Raw genomic sequence first — 19,284 nt, 5'->3', positions numbered from 1 at the left:
AAATCGCGGGGCAGGGTGGCCTAGAGGTACTGGGCGACCTTCTTGCCGACTGTCAGGAAGCGCAGCGGGTCGATGGCTTCGCCATTGTGGCGAACTTCGTAATGCAGGTGCGGGCCGGTCGAGCGGCCGCTGCTGCCGGTTTTGCCGATGACGGCGCCGGCATCGAGCTTCTCACCCACGGTCACGTCGATTTCGCTGAGGTGTCCATAGCGTGTCGAAAAGCCATTGCCATGGTCGACCTCGACCATGCGGCCATAGCCGCCGTTCCAGCCGGCCTTGACGACGACGCCTGCTGCCGTGACCTTTGCGGCCATGCCCAGCGGCGCCCGGAAATCCATCCCTGAGTGGAGTGCTGCGGTGCCGAGGATCGGGTCGGTGCGCACGCCGAACGGGCTGGTCACAGAGCGGCCGGGGGCCGGGTTGGCGAGCGGCAGCCGCCGCGCTTCGGTTTTCAGGTGGTCGAGCGCATCCAGCGCTTCGTCGAGTTCCTTGACCTTGCTGTCGAACATCATCGAATTGTCGACCGGTACCAGCGGGCCGCCGGCATCGCTCTTGCCGAAGTCGCTGTCGACCGGCAGGCCGGCCGTCTCGAGCGCTTGTGAAATCGCGTCCGCGCTCTTGTAGGCGTTGTCGGCAAGCGTGGCGATGCGGGTGAGTTGCTGGCTCTCGATGCTCTTGAGCGATTCGTTGATCGAAACGAACAGCTTGTCGGCACGGTCGGCCGCCGTATCGCTCGGCAGCGGATCGGAGCGGGTCGACCACATGGAGAACGGTCTGGTGTCGTCGGCGCCAAGGCTGGCAACGGAATAGGCCATCGGCTGGGAAATGCTGCCGGTCACGTCCGCGCGTTCGTCAGGTTTGACGGCAGCTCCGGCGATAGGCGGCGTCCCGACTTCGCTTTCGGCGCGCTCCAGGATCGGATCGAGGCGGCCATGGCGCTGGCTGAGCTGGCTCTGTCGTTCCAGCAACTCGCTCACCTTGGTTTCCATGACCTGCTGGTCGAGAAGCTGGCGGCTGGTGATGCGGTCGACCTGTGCGCGAAGCGCCGAGATGCGATCCTCGTAGGCCTGCTGCATGCGCGCTTGCCGCGCCGTTGTGGCGCCGATGAGATCGTCGCGCAGCACGAGGTAGGACGTCGCCAGCAGGTAGCCTATGGCGACCGCCGCCAGCGCCGAGCCGAGAAAGGCGGCAACCCAGGGGCGGATGGTGAAATGCCTTATCTGATCGCCCCGGGCGATGATGACCGTGTGGGGCTCTTTGCGTCTGCCGAAGACCGCTGACTGACCGGTTACGTTCACGGGACCAAGCTTTCATTACGACACCACGACAGCCTGATTACACATTATTAGGGTTAACAAAGCTTTGCCGGATCGAACGGCCGTTAAGGGTTGCACGCAAGACGGGTATTAAGGGGGCGTAGGACTACAGAGGGCAAACGTCAAAGCGCGCGCACGGCCTCCAGCACCTCTTCGGCATGCCCCTTGACCCGGACCTTTCGCCAGATTCTGGCGATCCGGCCGTCCTTGCCGATCAGGAACGTTGCGCGCTCGACGCCCATGTAATTGCGGCCATACATCGTCTTCTCGACCCATAGATGATAAGCCTCGATCACCTTGCGCTCCTCGTCGGCAACCAGGTCGATGGTGAGATCGTATTTCGATTTGAACTTGTCGTGCTTCTTCACGCTGTCAGGCGACAGGCCGATCACAACGGCGCCGGCCTTCTCGAATTCCGGTTTCAGCTGCGAAAAGCTGATCGCCTCGGTTGTGCAGCTCGTGGTGTCGTCCTGCGGATAGAAATAAAGTACAACAGGCTTTCCAGGGAATGCGGCGAGGTTGAGCGACCCGCCACCGTCGCGCGGAAGGTCGAATTTCGGCGCAAGATCGCCCACGTCGAGGTCAGCCATATCGATGCCCTTGTTTGAGGTTACGCGCCAGGCCGCATCGATATAGTGTCGGACGGGGATTCGTCCACGATCGAGTTCGTACAACGGAAAATTGCGTGGATCAGGAGCAACCGCAGCACGAGAAGATAAAGTTCAGGCGTGATGAGATCACCGACCTGGGCACGTTCCCGTCTGCGTGCCGCGTACCGCCGCTCGGTCAGGCCAGGATCGGTCGTGGCTTTCGCATTCTTGCGCGGTTGTTTGCAGGTCTCTCTGCGCTCGTGCTGTTGGCCGCCGTCGCCGTGTATGCGATCGGCGCATCCGGCATCGGCACCGAGCGGCTTCGGGCGGAAGCCGAAATTGCCATCGAGAAACTGGTCGGCGTCGATGTCAACGTTGCGGTCGGGCCCGCCCGCCTCACGCTTGACGGGTCGAGCTTCATTGCGCTGCAGGTGAGCGATGTCAGCCTCAAGACCGCCGACGGCAAGCCGATCGCAGACGCCGGGCGGATCCGCTTTGGCATCCGGCTGATACCGCTGCTTTCGGGCGAGGTTCGGCTCACCAGCGCCAGGATTTCCGACGCCCACATCGTGACCGCGTCGCTGCCGTCCAGTGACTGGACGGCAGCGCTGCGCAATGAAGACGGCCTCATCGATCCGGAAAAACTGGCCGCTGCCATGTTCGCCAACGTCAACCGCGCGCTCGATGCCGTGCGCGAGGAGTCGATGCGCCGGATCGACTTGATGAACGTCGAGTTCGAACTGCCCGAGGCCGGATCGGTCAAATTGGTCAGGATCACCGATGCCACCGTTCTGCAGTCGGGGCCGGGCGGCATGGAATTCTCATCCGATGCCGAAGTCGACGGCCGGGCGGTCACCATCGCTGCCTCAGCCACCCGAGATACCACGACACGACGCGTCACCGGCCTGGACGCCAGCGCGGAGATAGCTGGCGCCAACGACACTGCGGCGGCGGGTGGCAAACTGGGCGCAGTTGCGTTGAAGCTGACCGGATCGGAAGGATTTGGCGAGGACAATTCGCGGCTGACGGGCTCATTGTCGCTCACCGGCTCGGTGCTCGATCTTGGCACGCGCGGGCTGCTGCCGGCCGATGTCGACGTCAATGCCACGCTTGTCGCCGGTTCCAACAAGATCCAGGTCGACAGACTGCTCGTGAAGACCGGCCGCTCGACGTTCGACTTCGCCGGTTCGATCGGGCCGAAGCCTGCGGCCGGTGCGGCCGGCGAGGAGCCATCCTATCGCTACGACCTGACCAGCGATGGCTCGTCTCTGGCGCCTTCGGAATCGCCCGAGCCGGCGCTGAATTTCATCGCCCGCATCGCCGGTGTCTACCAGACCAGAAGCCACAAGCTTGTCGCCGAGCAGATCGGCATCAGGTCCGGGTCCGCGAGCGAGGCGCTGGGCACCGCTTCGGTCGCCTTCGTCGAGGGACAGGCGCCGGGGATATCGGTTGCGTTCAATGTCCACGACATGCCGGTCTCGCATGTCAAACAGTTGTGGCCCTGGTTTTCGGCGCGCAACGCGCGCCTGTGGGTGCTGAAGAACCTGTTCGGCGGCCGTGTCGTCGATGCCAATCTTCAGTTCCAGGTCGTGCCGGGGCGTCTCGGCAACGGGGTGCCGCTTTCCGCCGATGAAGTGTTCGGCCGTTTCCAGGTCGAAGGCTCGCGCTTCGATACGGCCGGCCGCATTCCGCCGATACGCGATGCCGTAGGCGTTGTCTCCTTTCACGGCAACGATGTCGACATCGCGCTGTCCTCGGGCAGCGTCTATATGCCGAGCGGCCGCACCGTGGCGGCAAGCAATGGCACGCTGACGGTCAAGGCGGCGAACCGCCCGCCGGTGATCGGCGCGCTCGAGATCGATGTCGCCGGTGAGGCGCCCGCAATCGCCGAACTCGCCTCCTACGAGCCGATCAACGCCATGCGCCATGTCGGCCTGTTGCCGGAAGACCTGTCCGGTACGGTGACCGGCCACGTCAAGGCGGACATTCCGCTGCAATCGGGTGTCGATACCTCTAAACTCGATTGGCTGGTCTCGCTCGACTACAAGGACCTGTCGCTCGCCAAGCAGTTCGAGGACCAGACGGTGACCGAGGCCGACGGTTCGATCACGGTCGGGCCCGATCAGGCGGTGATCTCAGCCAAGGCGCTGCTGAACGGTATTCCGGCCGAACTCGACCTGGTCGAGCCGCTCAATGACGCTGGACCGCCGCGCAGCCGCAAGGTCGCGCTGGTGCTCGACGACAAGACGCGCGCGAGCGCCATGCCTGGCCTGTCGCCGCTGCTTTCCGGAACCATAAAGGTGGCGATCGACAAGAGCGGCGACGGCAATCAGAGTGTCTCGGCCGACCTGACCAATGCCAGGCTGGACATACCCTGGGCGGGGTGGAGCAAGGGACCTGGCATTCCCGCCAACGTCACATTCGTCATGACGAAGTCCGACAGCACCACGACGCTGTCCGATTTCAACCTCGACGGAAAGAGCTTCTCCATCGACGGCGACGTGGTGCTGGTCAACGGTGCCCTGTCGACGGCCCGTTTCAGCAAGGTCACGTTGAACCGCGGCGATGACGTTGCCGTGTCGGTCAAGCGATCGGGCAAGGGCTATGCGGTCGATGTCAGCGGCAACGCTTTGGACGCCCGTTCGCTGATCAAGCAGTTCACCTCCGATGTCGACACCGCCACCAAGACCACCGGGTCCAACGCGATTTCCGTCAGCGCCGATGTCAATTCCCTGACCGGTTTCCACGACGAGGTCCTGTCGAACCTGAAGCTCGACTACAGCGCCGCCGGTTCCAGGGTGAACGGGCTCAAGGTGAACGCCACGGCAAGTTCGGGTGCTGCCATAGCCATCAGCAATACCACCGGCGACGGCAGGCGGGCGCTCAACATGAAGTCGGCCGACGCCGGCGCCGTCCTGCGCTTCCTCAACATCTACGAACACATGGAAGGCGGGTCGATCACGCTGGCCCTGGCGGGAGCGGGCGACGGCCCGATGAAGGGCCAGATCGACACCAGCAACTTCTTTGTCGTCAACGAGCCGAAACTCGCCTCGATCGTATCGACCACCCCGGCTGGTGACAGCCGCAGCCTGAACGAAGCGGTCAAGGCCGACATCGACACGTCACGGGTAAAATTCGAGCGAGGCTTTGCCGAGATCGTCAAGGGCGCCGGTTATCTGAAGCTGGCCAATGGTGTGCTGCGCGGCCCACGCATCGGCACCACCTTCCAGGGCACTCTTTACGATCAGGACAACAATATGGACATGACCGGCACATTCATGCCGGTCTACGGCCTCAACCGCATCTTCGGTGAACTGCCGCTTGTCGGCGTGTTGCTCGGCAATGGCCGCGACCGTGGCCTGATCGGCGTCACCTACCGGCTCAAGGGTAACGCCAACAAGCCAGTGCTGGACGTCAATCCGCTGTCGGTGATCGCACCTGGAATCTTCCGGTCAATCTTCGAATACCGATGAGAAACAAGCTGAAGCGGTCGGATCAGACCGGCCGCACCAGGATGTGTTTTTTCTTGCCCAGCGATAGCTTTACGACATTTTCCGGACTCAAATCCTGAAGTGTCACCACCCGGCGATCGTCGGACACGGTTTGGTCGTTCAGGCGCACGGCGCCGCCCTGGATGTGCCGTCGCGCCTCGCCGTTGGACCCGGCGAGCCCTGCGGTGACGAACAGCGACAATATGCCGACACCCGTTTCCAGCTCGGCCTTGCCCACCTCGACGGTCGGCAGCGTTTCGGCCGTCACGCCTTCCTCGAATGTCTTGCGCGCGGTTTCGCTGGCATTTTCCGCCGCCTCGCGGCCATGCAGCATGGCCGTGATCTCGGTGGCGAGCACTTTCTTGGCGTCGTTGATCTCGGAACCACCCAATGCTGCCAGGCGCGCGACTTCGTCCAAGGCCAGCGTCGTATAGAGCTTGAGGAAGCGGCCGACATCGGCGTCCTCCGTGTTGCGCCAGTACTGCCAGAACTCGTATGGCGACAGCATCTCCGCATCGAGCCAGACCGCGCCTGATGCCGACTTGCCCATCTTGGCGCCGGACGAGGTGGTGAGCAGCGGCGTGGTCAGCGCGTAGAGCTGCGCGCCTTCCATGCGATGGCCAAGATCGATGCCGTTGACGATGTTGCCCCACTGGTCGGAGCCGCCCATCTGCAGCCGGCAGCCCTGACGCTTGTAGAGCTCGACGAAATCGTAGGCCTGCAGGATCATGTAGTTGAATTCGAGGAACGACAGCGATTGCTCGCGATCGAGCCTGAGCTTGACCGAATCGAAGGCGAGCATGCGGTTGACGGAAAAATGCCGGCCGACATCGCGCAGGAAGTTGATGTAGTTGATCTCCATCAGCCAGTCGGCGTTGTTGACCATGATGGCGTCGTTCCGGCCGCTGCCGAATTTGAGGTAGGGCATGAAGTTGCGGCGGATGCCGGCCAGATTGTCCTCGATATCTCCAGGCGTCAGCAGCTTGCGGGCCTCGTCCTTGAAGGACGGATCGCCGATCATCGAGGTGCCGCCGCCCATCAGCGCGATCGGCCGATGGCCGGTCTGTTGCAGCCAGTGCAGCATCATGATCTGGATAAGCGACCCGGCATGCAGGCTCTTGGCGGTTGCGTCGAAGCCGATATAGGCGCTCACCGTTTCCTTGGCGAAAAGCTGGTCGAGGCCGGCATCATCCGAAGTCTGGTGGATGAAACCGCGCTCGCTCATCGTGCGCAGGAAATCGGATTTGAAGGCGGACATTTTATCTTTCCCGAAAGCGCCCGGCCGCTGCGGCTCGGGCGTGCATGAACGCGGGCGTTTAGCATCCGCGCGCGATCAGCAAAAGTGGAATCCGGTTTTGCGTGTGATCGCGCGCCAGATAAAGGTTTTGCGCGATCAGCAAAAAGTGGAATCCGGTTTTGCGAGCGGATGGTGCGGCGCCGCGTATGCTTGCGTCATCGTTTCGGCTGGCGTAATGAGGCGCCGCGCCTCCGGGTCCTTCGATCCGCTGGAACGGCACCGCACGGCATCCATCAAAATGCCATATCCATGACAGAGCCCGACGCGATATGCCGGACGCATTGATATCCATCGTCATTCCTTGCCGCAACGAAGCGGCAAACCTGCCGCTTCTGCTCGACGAGATCGCAGCCGCGATGGCCGGGCGCGACTTCGAGGTGATCGTCGTCAATGACGGCTCGACCGACGAAACACCCGCGGTGCTTGCCGCGCAGGCGGCGCTGCGCCCGTTTCCGCTGCGCCAGCTCCGGCATCAGAAATCGGCGGGTCAGTCTCTCTCGGTGCGTTCGGGCGTATGGGCGGCGCGCGGCGTTATCGTCGCCACGATCGACGGCGACGGCCAGAACGACCCCAAATACATTCCGGTGCTGGTCGACGCGCTGCGCCAGGCCGGTCCCGATGTCGGTGCCGCGCAAGGACAGCGCCTGAAGCGTCGCGACAGCAAGATCAAGCAACTGGCTTCCCGTTTTGCCAACTGGCTGAGAAGCGCCATCCTGCATGACGAAACCCGTGACACCGGCTGCGGCCTGAAGGCTGTCCATACGGATATCTTCAGGAGATTGCCGTTCTTCGACGGCACCCACCGCTTCGTTCCGGCGCTGGTCATCCAGGAGGGGTACCATGTCGTTCACTGCGACGTCGTCGACCGCTCTCGCCGCCACGGCAAGTCGAATTACGGGATTTTCGATCGCGGCCTGCAAGGCGCCCTTGATCTTGGCGGCGTCTGGTGGCTTCGGCGGCGGCGCCGCAGAATGCCAAAAGTAGAGGAAATCAGGCATGGCTAACGTGCTTCAGGAGCTGGCGACCTGGCTTCACCAGGTTTTCGTCAAACAGTTCGATGCGTGGGTTTTGCTCGGCTTCGTAGCCCAGTTTTTTTTCAGCATGCGTTTCGTCGTGCAGTGGCTCGCGTCGGAAAAGGCCAAGCGCAGCGTCGTGCCGGTCGCCTTCTGGTTCTTTTCGCTGTTTGGCGGCGGCCTGCTGCTGCTCTATGCCATTCAGCGGCAGGATCCGGTGTTCATCGCCGGCCAGTCCCTGGGCATGTTCATCTACATCCGCAATCTCTGGCTCATCGCCAATGAGCGCAAAGCGGCAATGACCAAGGTCGATTGAGCAATCTGCCGGATCAATGCAAGCGTCGGAAAGGCTGGTGTGGCGATGAACAGGAACTATCTCTTTCTCTTCCTGTTCAGCGTGCTGATGACGATTTCGGGGCTGGCTTCCATGCCGCCGCTCGACCGCGATGAGCCACGCTTCGTCCAGGCCACCAAGCAGATGGCCGAGACCGGCGACTATGTCGATATCCGCTTCCAGAATGCCTCGCGCTATCAGAAGCCGATCGGCATCTACTGGCTGCAATCGGCGGCCGTCGCGCTGAGCGGCGAGGGAGCGGAAGCGCCGATCTGGGTGTACCGCCTGGTCTCGGCGCTGGGCATCGCCATCGCCGTCGTGGCGATAGCCTGGACAGGAACCAACCTTTTCGGAGCCAATGCCGGTCTGGCCGCCGGTCTGGTAATGGCGGCGATATTCGCGACGGCTTTCGAAGGCCGCGACGCCAAGACCGACGCGATGCTGCTCGCCTGCTGCATCCTGGCGCAAGGCGCGCTGGCGCAGATCTATACGGCGTCGCGCAAGAACGAGGCCGTCGCCGGCCACCTGCCGTGGATTTTCTGGACAGCACAAGGCGCTGCAATCCTCATCAAAGGGCCGATCGCGCCGCTTTTGTCGGCGCTCACGATCGCTGTGCTGTTCGCGTTCGAGCGGGACTGGCGCTGGCTGTCGAAGCTGAAGGCCGCGCGTGGTTTGGCTCTGGTGGTCCTCATCGTGCTGCCCTGGCTTGCCCTCATCACCTGGAAGAGCGGTGGCGCGTTCCTGCAGCAGGCGGTCGGCAAGGATATGCTCAGCAAGGTCGCGCAGGGCGAGGAATCACACGGTCTTCCACCCGGCTTCTATATGTTGACCTATTCGCTGTTCATGTGGCCCTTCGGCCTGATCGCGGTTGGCGCCGGCCTCCAGGCCCTCAATCGCCTGCGCGACGATCCTCGGCTGCGCTTCTGCCTCGCCTGGTACATCCCGTTCTGGCTTTTGTTCGAGCTGATCCCGACGAAGCTGCCGCACTATGTCATGCCGGCCTATCCCGGCATGGCGCTGCTGATCGGCTGGCTCCTGACATTGCAGCCACAGGACGCGAATGCACCGCTCAGGCGCTGGCAGGTGTGGCTGTGGTGGTCGACCGCCTTCGGCCTCGCTGTGGTGACAGTCGGCCTTGTCGTGGTCTGCATCGCCGCGCCGATCTATCTTGCGGCCACCTTCCTGTGGTGGAGCATTCCGGCCGCCGCCGCCGCACTCGCGGCCGGCTATCTGGCCTTTTCGCGTCAGTTGCAGGTGTCCCTTGGCCGTATTGGCGCCATCGCGGTTTGCGCCGGCGTAACCTATGGCCTGCTGTTCGGCGTCATCGCGCCGTCTTTGCAGCCGCTTTGGCTGAGCCCTCGGATCGAGGCTGCGGTTCTTGCGAACCGCCCCTGCGAGACGACGGTGCTTGCCTCGGCGGAGTATCACGAACCGAGCCTGGTGTTCCTGGTGGGCACCAAGACTGTTCTGACGGATGTCGATGGCGTCGCCAGGCATCTGCTGGAAGACCCGGCCTGCGCGCTGGCGCTGGCGCCGGTCGGGGACGAGAAAAAACTGGCTGATCTGTTGGCGGGGCAAGGCAAGGTGGCGAACCGCGTCGCCGAGATCGACGGCATCAACTATTCGTCGGGAGACAAACTGTCGCTCGGCCTTTACCGTGTGGCCCGGTGACGGCTCTTCGATGACAGGGTCGAGTTTCAGATGCTGGTGAAATCGCGCCCTACCGTGTCCGTCGCACTGCTTGCGGTGTTCGGTCGATCCTTCGGCAATTTTCGCGATACGATCCAGATCGCGAGAAGGCGCTTTGGCGCTCGTCCCGCCTTCTATCCGAAACTCCAATGGCAGATCTGGCTGCTGATTTGGGCCTTTCTGACGGCCGCAGCCTTTGTTTGCCTCGACACCCCGGCGGGGATGCTTCGGGGACAATGGTCGCCCGGTTTCGTCCAGCTTGCCGACTTCTTCACCCAGTTCGGCCTTGGCGGCTGGTACCTCATTCCATCAGCGCTTTTGCTTGTCATCGCTAACCTGATCGATTGGCGAAGCCTTTCCAGGCGGTCGCTGATGCTTGTCTACAACTGGACCTGCCTCGCTTTTCTGGTGTTGAGCGCCGTTGGTCTGTCCGGCCTGGCCGTGAATGTGCTGAAGTATGCGATCGGCCGGGCGCGTCCGATGTATTTCAACGATTTCGGTGTGTTGTCGCTGCATCCGTTCGCTTTTGATGCGCGCTTTGCCGGTTTCCCATCCGGCCATGCCACCACGATGGGCGCCGTGTTCGGGGTCGCGCTGCTGCTGTTTCCGAAACGCTGGTACATCGCCCTCCCGATTACCGCGTGCATCGCGTCGACCAGGGTTTTCGTCGGCGCGCACTACCCGAGCGACACGGTCGCCGGCTTCGGCCTTGGATGCGCCTTTGCGTTGGCCTGCGGGCTGATCTTTGCCCGGCTTGGTTTCATGTTCCGTTCGACGCGCTCGGGGTTGCCGGTGCGCAAGGAGACGTTTCGACTGGCATGATACGCAGTCGAGGCGCGTGTCTCAGCTGTTGTCCAGCCCGCCATACGATCTTACCAGCCGGGCCATGTCGGGCGCGCCGGCAGCTTCGTTCTCCAGCCCTTCGGCGACGCCAACGCGGTCGGCGGTGGGGCGGTTCTGGCTGACCTTCCACTTGCCGCTGATGTCGGTGATCTCGATTTCCAGCCCGATGATGCCCTTGATTTGCGACTGGATGAAGGGGGGTGGCGCATCGGTCACCGCCCAGGGCGCCTCGCGACTGCCTTCCTGCGACAGGGTGAGATCGGCAATCTGCTGCGCGATCCAGTCCCGGTCCTCGATCACCTTGACCGTGCCGCGCACCTGGACGATGGCGTAGTTCCAGGTCGGCACGACCTTGCCGGTCTCGCGCTTGGTCTCGTACCAGGACGGCGTCACATAGGCATCGGCGCCCTGGAAGACGACGAGGACGGGGGACGCTGGAGCGTCGGCCAGCAGACGCCATTGCGGATTGGCCTTCGCCAGATGCGCACGCAGCCTGCCGTTCGGCGGCACGTCCGCGTCGATCAGGAAGGGGATCGCGTTCGCGACCGGTCCCTCGGCTCCATTGGAAATCAGCAGGCCAAGCGGATGCGTCCGTATCAGCCCGTGCAGGACGTCCTGCCGCGTTTCCTGGAAATGTGGGGGCTGGTACATCGCCGTTCGACGCTCCGTCTATCTCAGCCGCTTGGGCCGAGGATCGGACAATTCGCCGGCGAGCCGCCGATCGAGATAGTCCGCGCATTCCTCGAGCAACAGGTCGGCGTCATTCGAGAAGAAATGGTTGGCGCCGGGCAAGGTCTTCTGGGTGATGGTGATGCCCTTTTGTGTGTGCAGCTTGTCGACCAGGCCCTGCACGTCCTTGGGCGGCGCCACCTTGTCGGCGTCGCCGTGGATGATCAGGCCGGACGACGGGCAGGGCGCCAGGAACGAGAAATCATAGGTGTTGGGCTGCGGCGCGATCGAAATGAAGCCTTCGATCTCCGGCCGGCGCATCAGAAGCTGCATTCCGATCCAGGAGCCGAACGAATAGCCGGCGACCCAGCAGCTCTTGGAGTCCGGATGCAGCGACTGCACCCAGTCGAGGGCGGCGGCTGCATCCGACAGCTCGCCGGTGCCGTGGTCGAATTCGCCCTGGCTGCGGCCGATGCCGCGGAAATTGAAGCGGAGCGTGGTGAAATCGCGCTTCTGGAACATGTAGAAGAGGTCGTAGACGATCTTGTTGTTCATCGTGCCGCCGAACTGGGGGTGCGGGTGCAGGACGATGGCAATCGGCGCGCTCTTTTCCTTGGAAGGCTGGTAGCGGCCCTCCAGGCGGCCGGCCGGACCGGTGAAAATGACCTCAGGCATAAAATACTCCACTTCGCATATGAGAGCGCGGCGACCGGAACAACTCTTCCTCTGGCCCCAGCCTTCCCCAGGCCTTGACGCAGGGCGAGCGTCTTCTTAGAAGCTAGTTTAGAATTGTTCAAAACTGGGTGGCCAAAACGTAGTGGCTCGGCCGCCCGCGCCGCAAGCCGCGTAAATAGGACGGCTCGCCTTGCAATTTCAAGGAAATAACGCGCTACGTCAGCGGAATGGCTTTTAACGGGACCGATTGAACGAAAATGGCCGCAACACGCGCCTACCTCGACTACAATGCCAGCGCGCCGCTCACTGCTGCGGCGCGTGACGCAATGGTCGCTGCGCTCGATGTCGCCGCCAATCCGTCGTCGGTCCATGCCGAGGGGCGTGCGGCGCGACGCCTGATCGAGGACGCAAGGCGCGATGTGGCCGCTCTGGTCAACGCCAAACCCGAGCATGTGGTTTTCACATCAGGCGCGACGGAAGCCGCCTCGACGCTGCTGACGCCCGACTGGCAGATGGGGCGCGGTGCGGTCCGCATGAGCCGGCTCTATGTATCGGAGGCCGACCACCCTTGCCTGTTGAATGGCGGGCGGTTCCCGGCGGCTCAGGTGACGCGGATCGGCGTCGACGCCAATGGCATCGCCGATCTCGACGCCTTGACGGCGGCACTCGGCCGTCACGACAAGGCAGACGGTCTGCCGCTGGTGGCGATCCATGCCGCCAACAACGAGACCGGCGTCATCCAGCCGGTCGAGGCCATCGCCGCTATCGTCAAGGCGGCGGGCGGCATCCTGGTCGTCGACGCGGTGCAGGCGGCCGGGCGTATTCCGCTCGATATGTCAGCGGGTTACGCCGATTACTTGATTCTGTCTTCGCACAAGATAGGTGGTCCCAAGGGCGTCGGCGCCATCGTCGCCGCCGCGGACCTGATGATGCCGAAGCCCCTGATCAATGGCGGCGGCCAGGAAAAGGGCCGTCGCGGCGGCACCGAAAACCTGGCGGCAATTGCCGGTTTTGGCGCGGCAGCGCGTGATGTCCTGACCGGATTGAAGAGCATCGAGGCGGTCGGTCGCCGTCGCGATGAGGTCGAGACCATCTTGAAAATGCTGGCGCCGGATGCGGAAATCTTCGGAACCGGCGCGCCGAGGCTTGCCAACACGACATTCTTCGCTATTGCGGGCATCAAGGCCGAAACGGCGCAGATCGCCTTCGATCTGGCCGGCGTGGCGCTGTCGGCCGGATCAGCTTGCTCGTCAGGCAAGGTCGGCCCCAGCCATGTGCTGAAGGCCATGGGCTACGGTGACAGCCTTGGCGCTTTGCGCGTGTCCATCGGCCACGCAACGAGTGCTGGGGACATCGAACTGTTCCGCACGGCGCTGGCAGGGATCGCCTCGCGCCGGGCGAACAGGGAAAAAGCCGCCTGAGCGTGGCCTAAATGAATACGGGCCATGTGGCCTGGTAGAGCCGTGCGTTTCATGTTGGCCGGGTGAATTTCCGGTCGGAACGCACTATATGGAACTTACGCCGTCCGGGCTGCCTCAATGGGGGCTCTGGCGATGCCATAGTTTGAAAACTGTCGGGCCTTGACCCCGGCGTGGATGGAGAACGCATATGCCTGCTGTGCAGGATACGATCGATCGGGTTCGAAAGATCGACGTCGACCAGTATAAATACGGATTCCAGACCGAAATCGCGATGGACAAGGCCCCCAAGGGCCTGAGCGAAGACATCATCCGTTTTATTTCGGCCAAGAAGGACGAGCCGTCCTGGATGCTCGAATGGCGTCTGGAAGCCTATCGCCGCTGGCTGACGCTGGACGAGCCGACCTGGGCGCGCGTGCACTACCCGAAGATCGATTTCCAAGAGATCTACTTCTACGCGGCGCCCAAGAGCACGCCCGGACCGACCTCGCTCAGCGACGTCGATCCTGAACTCTTGAAGGTCTACGAGAAGCTCGGCATTCCGCTGAGGGAGCAGGAAATCCTCGCCGGCGTGCAGAAGACCGACGTGGCCGAATTGGAGGAAGCCAGCGACAATGTCTACAAGTCGGGCCGCGTCGCCGTCGATGCGGTGTTCGATTCCGTCTCCGTCGTCACCACTTTCAAGAAGGAGTTGGCGCAGGCCGGCGTCATCTTCTGCTCGATCTCGGAAGCGATCCGCGAGCATCCGGAGCTGGTGAAGAAGTATCTCGGCTCGGTCGTGCCGACCTCCGACAATTACTACGCCACGCTGAACTCCGCCGTGTTCACCGACGGCTCCTTCGTCTTCGTGCCCAAGGGGGTGCGCTGCCCGATGGAACTGTCGACCTATTTCCGCATGAACGAGAAGAACACCGGCCAGTTCGAACGTACGCTGATCATCGCCGAGGAGGGGGCCTACGTCTCCTATCTCGAAGGCTGCACGGCGCCGCAGCGCGACGAGAACCAGCTTCATGCCGCGGTTGTCGAACTGGTGGCGCTCGACGATGCCGAGATCAAATATTCGACGGTGCAGAACTGGTACCCCGGCGACGCCGAGGGCAAGGGCGGCATCTACAACTTCGTCACCAAGCGCGGCGACTGCCGTGGCGACCGTTCGAAGATTTCGTGGACGCAGGTCGAGACCGGCTCGGCCATTACCTGGAAATATCCGAGCTGCATCCTGCGCGGCGACGATTCCAGCGGCGAGTTCTATTCGATCGCGGTGTCGAACGGCTACCAGCAGGTCGACAGCGGCACCAAGATGATCCATCTCGGCAAGAACACGTCGAGCCGCATCATCTCCAAGGGCATCGCCGCCGGCTACTCGCAGAACACCTATCGTGGCCAGGTCTCGGCGCACCGCAAGGCGACCAACGCCCGCAACTTCACCAACTGCGATTCGCTGCTGATCGGCGACCAGTGCGGCGCGCACACCGTGCCCTACATGGAAGCCAAGAACTCGACGGCGCAGTTCGAGCATGAGGCGACGACGTCGAAGATCTCCGAGGACCAGAAATTCTACGTCATGCAGCGTGGGATCCCCGAGGAGGAGGCGATCGCGCTGATCGTCAACGGCTTCGTCAAGGACGTCATCCAGCAACTGCCGATGGAGTTCGCGGTCGAGGCGCAGAAGCTGATCGGCATCTCGCTCGAGGGCTCGGTCGGCTGACCGGACAGATATTCAGGAAACAAAAGAATGCTTGAGATCAAGAATTTGCACGCCCGCATCGTCGATGACGGCACCGAAATCATCCGCGGTCTGAACCTCACGGTGAAAGCCGGCGAGGTCGCCGCCATCATGGGCCCGAACGGCTCGGGCAAATCGACGCTGTCCTACATCCTCGCCGGCCGCGAGGACTATGAGGTCACCGAAGGCGACATCCTCTACAACGGCCATTCGATCCTCGAAATGGATCCGGCCGAGCGCGCCACCGCCGGCATCTTCCTGGCGTTCCAGTATCCGATGGAGATACCGGGCGTGGCGACGATGGAATTCTTGAAAGTGGCGATGAACGAGCAGCGCAAGGCGCGCGGCGAGGAGCCGCTGAAGATCCCGGAATTTTTGAAGCGGGTGAAGGAAGCTGCCGCCTCGCTCAACATGGACATGGCGATGCTGAAGCGCCCGCTCAATGTCGGCTTCTCCGGCGGCGAGAAGAAGCGCGCCGAGATCCTGCAGATGAAGCTGCTGGAGCCGAAGCTTTGCGTGCTCGACGAGACCGATTCGGGTCTCGACATCGATGCGCTGAAGATCGTCTCTGACGGCGTCAATGCGCTGCGTTCGCCCGACCGCGCCATCGTCGTCATCACCCACTACCAGCGCCTGCTCGAACACATCGTGCCGGACAGTGTGCACGTGCTCTACAGGGGCCAGGTCATCAAATCGGGCGACAAATCGCTGGCGCTCGACCTCGAAGCCAATGGCTACGCCGGTGTGATCGGCGAAGCCGCGTGAGATGCCACAAGGCAAGGCGAAACTGATGAATATGCATACACAACCCCAGCGAACCCAAGCCGAAACGGCGCTGATTGACGCCTTTGGCGAGCGGCTGTCGCTGTTGCCCGGCGACGGCGCGGTGATGCTGAAGCGCGATGACGCCATCGAGGCGATCAAGCACGGCCTGCCGACGCGGCGCATCGAATCCTGGCACTACACGGACCTGCGCCGCCTGCTGACCTCGGTGCCGGACTTCGATCCCACAGCCGCCACCAAGGCCATCGCGCCGATTGTGGAAGGCTCTGCCATCCTGCCGGTCTTGAACGGCGTTTCGAGCACCAAGACACCGGCGATCGAGGGCGTCACCGTGCAGCGCCTGTCGGAAAAGCTGACCGACGGCAGCATCGCGCCGGGGCTCGATCCCTATGGCAGCGACGACGCCATCGGTGCGCTGAATACCGCCTTTGTAGCCGACGGCTATTTCGTCGACATCGCCGACGGCGCCCAATTGGAAAAACCAATCGAGTTGCAGAACCTGCAGGCCGGGGGCCAGACCCATGTGCGCCTGGCCGTCCGCGTCGGCACTGGTGCCAAGGCAAGCGTCGTCGAGCGCCAGACCGGCGATGGCGCGGCATTGGCCAGCTCCGTCAGCCAGCTCGTGCTTGGCGAGGGCGCCGACGTTACATGGCTGATAGTGCAGGAGCAGCCGGAAACGGCCACGCATCTTGCCCAGTTCAAGGCGCATCTCGGCAAGAATTCGAAGCTGACGGTGTTCTTCATGAATGCCGGCGGCAAGCTTGTACGCCAGGAGATCGTGGTCAGGACGACAGGCGAAGGCGCCGACTTCACGCTGCGCGGCATCAACCTGCTTGCCGGCGACACTCATACGGACGTCACCATGGTGCTCGACCATGCCGTGCCGCACACGACGTCGACGGAAGTGATCCGCAATGTGGTGACCGGCAAGGCACGTGGCGTTTTCCAGGGTCGCATCAACGTCCACCAATACGCCCAGAAGACCAACGCCAAGATGGCCTGCAACACGCTGCTGCTGTCGGATGATGGCGAGTTCTCGACCAAGCCGGAGCTCGAAATCTTCGCCGACGATGTCGTCTGCGGCCATGGCGCGACCGTCACCGAGATCGACCACAACCATCTGTTCTACCTGATGGCGCGCGGCGTCGACGAGAAGACCGCGCGCGGGCTTCTGGTCAAGGCGTTCGTTGCCGAGGTGATCGAGGAACTGAAGGACGAGGCCATTGTCGATGCGCTGGAAGCACGGCTCGACGGCTGGTTCTTGACGCACGGGTGAACCGATGAACGCACCGGGCAAGATCGGAGATTTCTACGACGTCGAGGCGATCCGCCGCGACTTCCCGATCCTGTCGCGGGAGGTCTACGGCAAGCCGCTGGTCTATCTCGACAATGGCGCTTCCGCACAGAAGCCGCAGGCGGTGCTCGACGCGATCCAGCACGCCTATTCCCAGGAATACGCCAACGTCCATCGCGGCCTGCATTTCCTGTCCAATGCCGCGACCGATGCCTATGAGAAGGCACGTGAGACGGTGCGCCGTTTCCTCAACGCGCCAAGCACCGACAACATCGTTTTCACCTCGAACACCACCGCGGCGATCAACACGGTTGCTTACGGCTACGGCATGCCCAACATCGGCGAGGGCGACGAGATCGTGCTGTCGATCATGGAGCATCACTCCAACATCGTGCCGTGGCATTTCATCCGCGAGCGGCAGGGCGCCAAGCTGGTCTGGGTGCCGGTCGACGATCTCGGCGCCTTCCATATCGAGGAATTCGAAAAGCGGCTGACCGACCGCACCAAGCTGGTCGCCATCACCCAGATGTCGAATGCACTGGGTACGGTGACGCCGATCAAGGAGATCGTACGCATTGCGCATGCACGCGGCATTCCGGTGCTGGTCGACGGCAGCCAGAGCGCCGTGCACATGCCGATCGACGTGCAGGATCTCGACTGCGACTTCTTCGTCTTCACCGGCCACAAGGTCTACGGTCCCTCCGGCATCGGCGTGCTTTACGGCAAGAAGGACATTCTGGGGGGCATGCGCCCCTTCATGGGTGGCGGCGAGATGATCGAGGAGGTGACGGAAGACATCGTCACCTACAACGAGCCACCGCATCGCTTCGAGGCCGGCACGCCGCCGATCGTGCAGGCGATCGGACTGGGTGCGGCGCTCGAGTATATGGAAAAGATCGGCCGCGAGCGCATCGCAGCACACGAGGCCGAGCTGAAGGACTATGCCCACGAGCGGCTGCGCGCCATCAATTCGCTGCGCATCTTCGGCGACGCTCCGGGCAAGGGCGCCATCATCTCCTTCGAGCTGCAAGGCATTCACGCCCATGACGTGTCGATGGTGATCGATCGGCAGGGCGTTGCAGTCCGCGCCGGCACCCATTGCGCCCAGCCGCTGTTGAAACGCTTTGGCGTAACCTCCACATGCAGGGCATCGTTCGGCATGTATAATACCAGGGCTGAAGTCGATGCTTTGGCCGAAGCGCTGGAAAAAGCGCGCAAGTTCTTCGGGTGATGATGATGGAAGACGCTAGCAACACCACCGAGACCGTGCCGGAAACGGCCACCAATCCGCTGGTTTCTGCTTCGGCCATCCCCGCCGACGAACTGGCGAGGCTGACCGACGACATCGTCTCGGCGCTGAAGACGGTCTATGACCCGGAAATCCCGGCCGACATCTACGAGCTCGGCCTCATCTACAAGATCGACATCGAGGACAACCGCGCCGTCAAGATCGACATGACGCTGACCGCGCCGGGCTGCCCGGTGGCCGGCGAAATGCCCGGCTGGGTGGAAAATGCCGTCGGCGCCGTCGAAGGCGTTTCCGGCGTCGAGGTCAACATGACCTTCGATCCGCCCTGGTCGCCCGACCGCATGTCGGAAGAGGCGCAGGTCGCGGTCGGCTGGTATTAGCATCGGTCGGACAAAGGATTGGCGCCCTTGCGTCGGGTAGAAAAGTTCACCATTTTAGGTGAGGAATCATTCGGCAGGCGTTGAACCTGCACGGAATGGAGAGAGAAAAAATGGGACGTTTCGCCGTCATCACGATGACCGAAAAGGCCGCTGACCGGGTGCGCGAGATCGTCGCCACCCGCGACAACGCGCATGGCATCCGCCTCGGCATCAAGAAGGGCGGCTGCGCCGGCATGGAATATACGGTCGACCTGGTCACCGAACCAAACACCCAGGACGACCACATCGAGCGCGATGGCGCCCATGTCTATGTCGCGCCGGAAGCAGCACTCTTCCTGTTCGGAACCGAGATGGATTTCGAGCAGACGACGCTGCGCACCGGCTTCACCTTCCACAACCCGAACCAGAGTTCGGCCTGCGGCTGCGGCGAATCGGTCGAACTGAAGCCGGCCGATTTGAAGGCCTTGGCGGAAGCGCGCGCTTCGGCCTGAGGCCTCTTCCTTCGCCCCGTTTACGG

General features: G+C 62.7%; 18 protein-coding genes. 13 read left to right on the top strand and 5 right to left on the bottom strand.

Annotation, left to right across the window (positions count from 1 at the left end; translation table 11 throughout):
* Positions 1–20: 20 nt before the first annotated feature.
* Positions 21–1,298, bottom strand: a complete 1,278-nt coding sequence (locus tag LHFGNBLO_RS25040; RefSeq protein WP_258601980.1) for a peptidoglycan DD-metalloendopeptidase family protein — start codon at positions 1,296–1,298, stop codon at positions 21–23.
* A 140-nt stretch (positions 1,299–1,438) separates the two neighbouring features.
* Positions 1,439–1,906 (bottom strand): peroxiredoxin, encoded by a 468-nt coding sequence (locus tag LHFGNBLO_RS25035; protein ID WP_258601979.1) that lies wholly within the window; start codon positions 1,904–1,906, stop codon positions 1,439–1,441.
* A gap of 95 nt (positions 1,907–2,001) precedes the next feature.
* Here LHFGNBLO_RS25035 and LHFGNBLO_RS25030 point away from each other — a divergent pair, with 95 nt between their 5' ends.
* Positions 2,002–5,379, top strand: a complete 3,378-nt coding sequence (locus LHFGNBLO_RS25030) for a DUF3971 domain-containing protein (protein ID WP_258601978.1) — start codon at positions 2,002–2,004, stop codon at positions 5,377–5,379.
* Positions 5,380–5,401: 22 nt separating this feature from the next.
* Here the strand turns inward: LHFGNBLO_RS25030 and tyrS are convergent, their stop codons facing one another.
* Positions 5,402–6,655, bottom strand: a complete 1,254-nt coding sequence (tyrS, locus tag LHFGNBLO_RS25025; RefSeq protein ID WP_258601977.1) for a tyrosine--tRNA ligase — start codon at positions 6,653–6,655, stop codon at positions 5,402–5,404.
* On the opposite strand from tyrS, the gene LHFGNBLO_RS25020 reads away from it, so the two are divergent.
* The 5 genes from LHFGNBLO_RS25020 to LHFGNBLO_RS25000 are packed head-to-tail and all read left to right on the top strand — an operon-like array spanning position 6,642 to position 10,552.
* Positions 6,642–6,947: a hypothetical protein gene (locus LHFGNBLO_RS25020; RefSeq protein ID WP_258601976.1), complete on the top strand. Its 306-nt coding sequence runs from the start codon at positions 6,642–6,644 to the stop codon at positions 6,945–6,947. The genes tyrS and LHFGNBLO_RS25020 overlap by 14 nt on opposite strands.
* 16 nt (positions 6,948–6,963) lie before the next feature.
* Positions 6,964–7,698, top strand: coding sequence for a glycosyltransferase family 2 protein (locus LHFGNBLO_RS25015; RefSeq protein WP_258601975.1), 735 nt, complete (start codon positions 6,964–6,966; stop codon positions 7,696–7,698).
* Positions 7,691–8,023: a lipid-A-disaccharide synthase N-terminal domain-containing protein gene (locus LHFGNBLO_RS25010; RefSeq protein ID WP_258601974.1), complete on the top strand. Its 333-nt coding sequence runs from the start codon at positions 7,691–7,693 to the stop codon at positions 8,021–8,023. The genes LHFGNBLO_RS25015 and LHFGNBLO_RS25010 overlap by 8 nt, the downstream gene beginning before the upstream one ends.
* Positions 8,024–8,068: 45 nt before the next feature.
* A complete protein-coding gene (locus LHFGNBLO_RS25005) occupies positions 8,069–9,712 on the top strand; it encodes an ArnT family glycosyltransferase (protein ID WP_258601973.1) in 1,644 nt (547 codons plus the stop codon).
* Positions 9,713–9,742: 30 nt separating this feature from the next.
* Positions 9,743–10,552: a phosphatase PAP2 family protein gene (locus LHFGNBLO_RS25000; RefSeq protein WP_258601972.1), complete on the top strand. Its 810-nt coding sequence runs from the start codon at positions 9,743–9,745 to the stop codon at positions 10,550–10,552.
* A 21-nt stretch (positions 10,553–10,573) separates the two neighbouring features.
* On the opposite strand, the gene LHFGNBLO_RS24995 is transcribed toward LHFGNBLO_RS25000, so the two are convergent.
* Positions 10,574–11,224, bottom strand: a complete 651-nt coding sequence (locus LHFGNBLO_RS24995; protein ID WP_258601971.1) for an FMN-binding negative transcriptional regulator — start codon at positions 11,222–11,224, stop codon at positions 10,574–10,576.
* 18 nt (positions 11,225–11,242) lie between these two features.
* Positions 11,243–11,917 (bottom strand): alpha/beta hydrolase, encoded by a 675-nt coding sequence (locus LHFGNBLO_RS24990; protein WP_013532163.1) that lies wholly within the window; start codon positions 11,915–11,917, stop codon positions 11,243–11,245.
* A gap of 257 nt (positions 11,918–12,174) precedes the next feature.
* On the opposite strand from LHFGNBLO_RS24990, the gene LHFGNBLO_RS24985 reads away from it, so the two are divergent.
* The 7 genes from LHFGNBLO_RS24985 (at position 12,175) to sufA (ending at position 19,258) form a co-directional block, all read left to right on the top strand.
* Positions 12,175–13,338 carry a cysteine desulfurase family protein gene (locus LHFGNBLO_RS24985; RefSeq protein WP_258601970.1) on the top strand — a complete coding sequence of 388 codons (1,164 nt, stop codon included), beginning with the start codon at positions 12,175–12,177 and terminating at the stop codon, positions 13,336–13,338.
* 187 nt (positions 13,339–13,525) lie between these two features.
* Positions 13,526–15,043, top strand: coding sequence for a Fe-S cluster assembly protein SufB (sufB, locus tag LHFGNBLO_RS24980; RefSeq protein WP_258601969.1), 1,518 nt, complete (start codon positions 13,526–13,528; stop codon positions 15,041–15,043).
* Between the two features lie 27 nt (positions 15,044–15,070).
* Positions 15,071–15,826 carry a Fe-S cluster assembly ATPase SufC gene (gene sufC, locus LHFGNBLO_RS24975; RefSeq protein ID WP_258601968.1) on the top strand — a complete coding sequence of 252 codons (756 nt, stop codon included), beginning with the start codon at positions 15,071–15,073 and terminating at the stop codon, positions 15,824–15,826.
* A 25-nt stretch (positions 15,827–15,851) separates the two neighbouring features.
* Entirely contained in the window at positions 15,852–17,120 is a 1,269-nt protein-coding gene (sufD, locus tag LHFGNBLO_RS24970) for a Fe-S cluster assembly protein SufD (protein WP_258601967.1), read from the top strand.
* 4 nt (positions 17,121–17,124) lie between these two features.
* A complete protein-coding gene (locus tag LHFGNBLO_RS24965) occupies positions 17,125–18,369 on the top strand; it encodes a cysteine desulfurase (protein WP_258601966.1) in 1,245 nt (414 codons plus the stop codon).
* A 5-nt stretch (positions 18,370–18,374) separates the two neighbouring features.
* Positions 18,375–18,767, top strand: a complete 393-nt coding sequence (locus LHFGNBLO_RS24960; protein WP_258601965.1) for an SUF system Fe-S cluster assembly protein — start codon at positions 18,375–18,377, stop codon at positions 18,765–18,767.
* Between the two features lie 110 nt (positions 18,768–18,877).
* Positions 18,878–19,258, top strand: a complete 381-nt coding sequence (sufA, locus tag LHFGNBLO_RS24955; RefSeq protein WP_258601964.1) for a Fe-S cluster assembly scaffold SufA — start codon at positions 18,878–18,880, stop codon at positions 19,256–19,258.
* The last annotated feature ends 26 nt before the right edge of the window (positions 19,259–19,284 follow it).

This window comes from Mesorhizobium sp. AR10 (assembly GCF_024746795.1).
GTDB lineage: Bacteria > Pseudomonadota > Alphaproteobacteria > Rhizobiales > Rhizobiaceae > Mesorhizobium.
The sequence above is the reverse complement of the archived record's forward strand: the minus strand, read 5'-3'. Positions and strand labels throughout refer to the sequence as shown.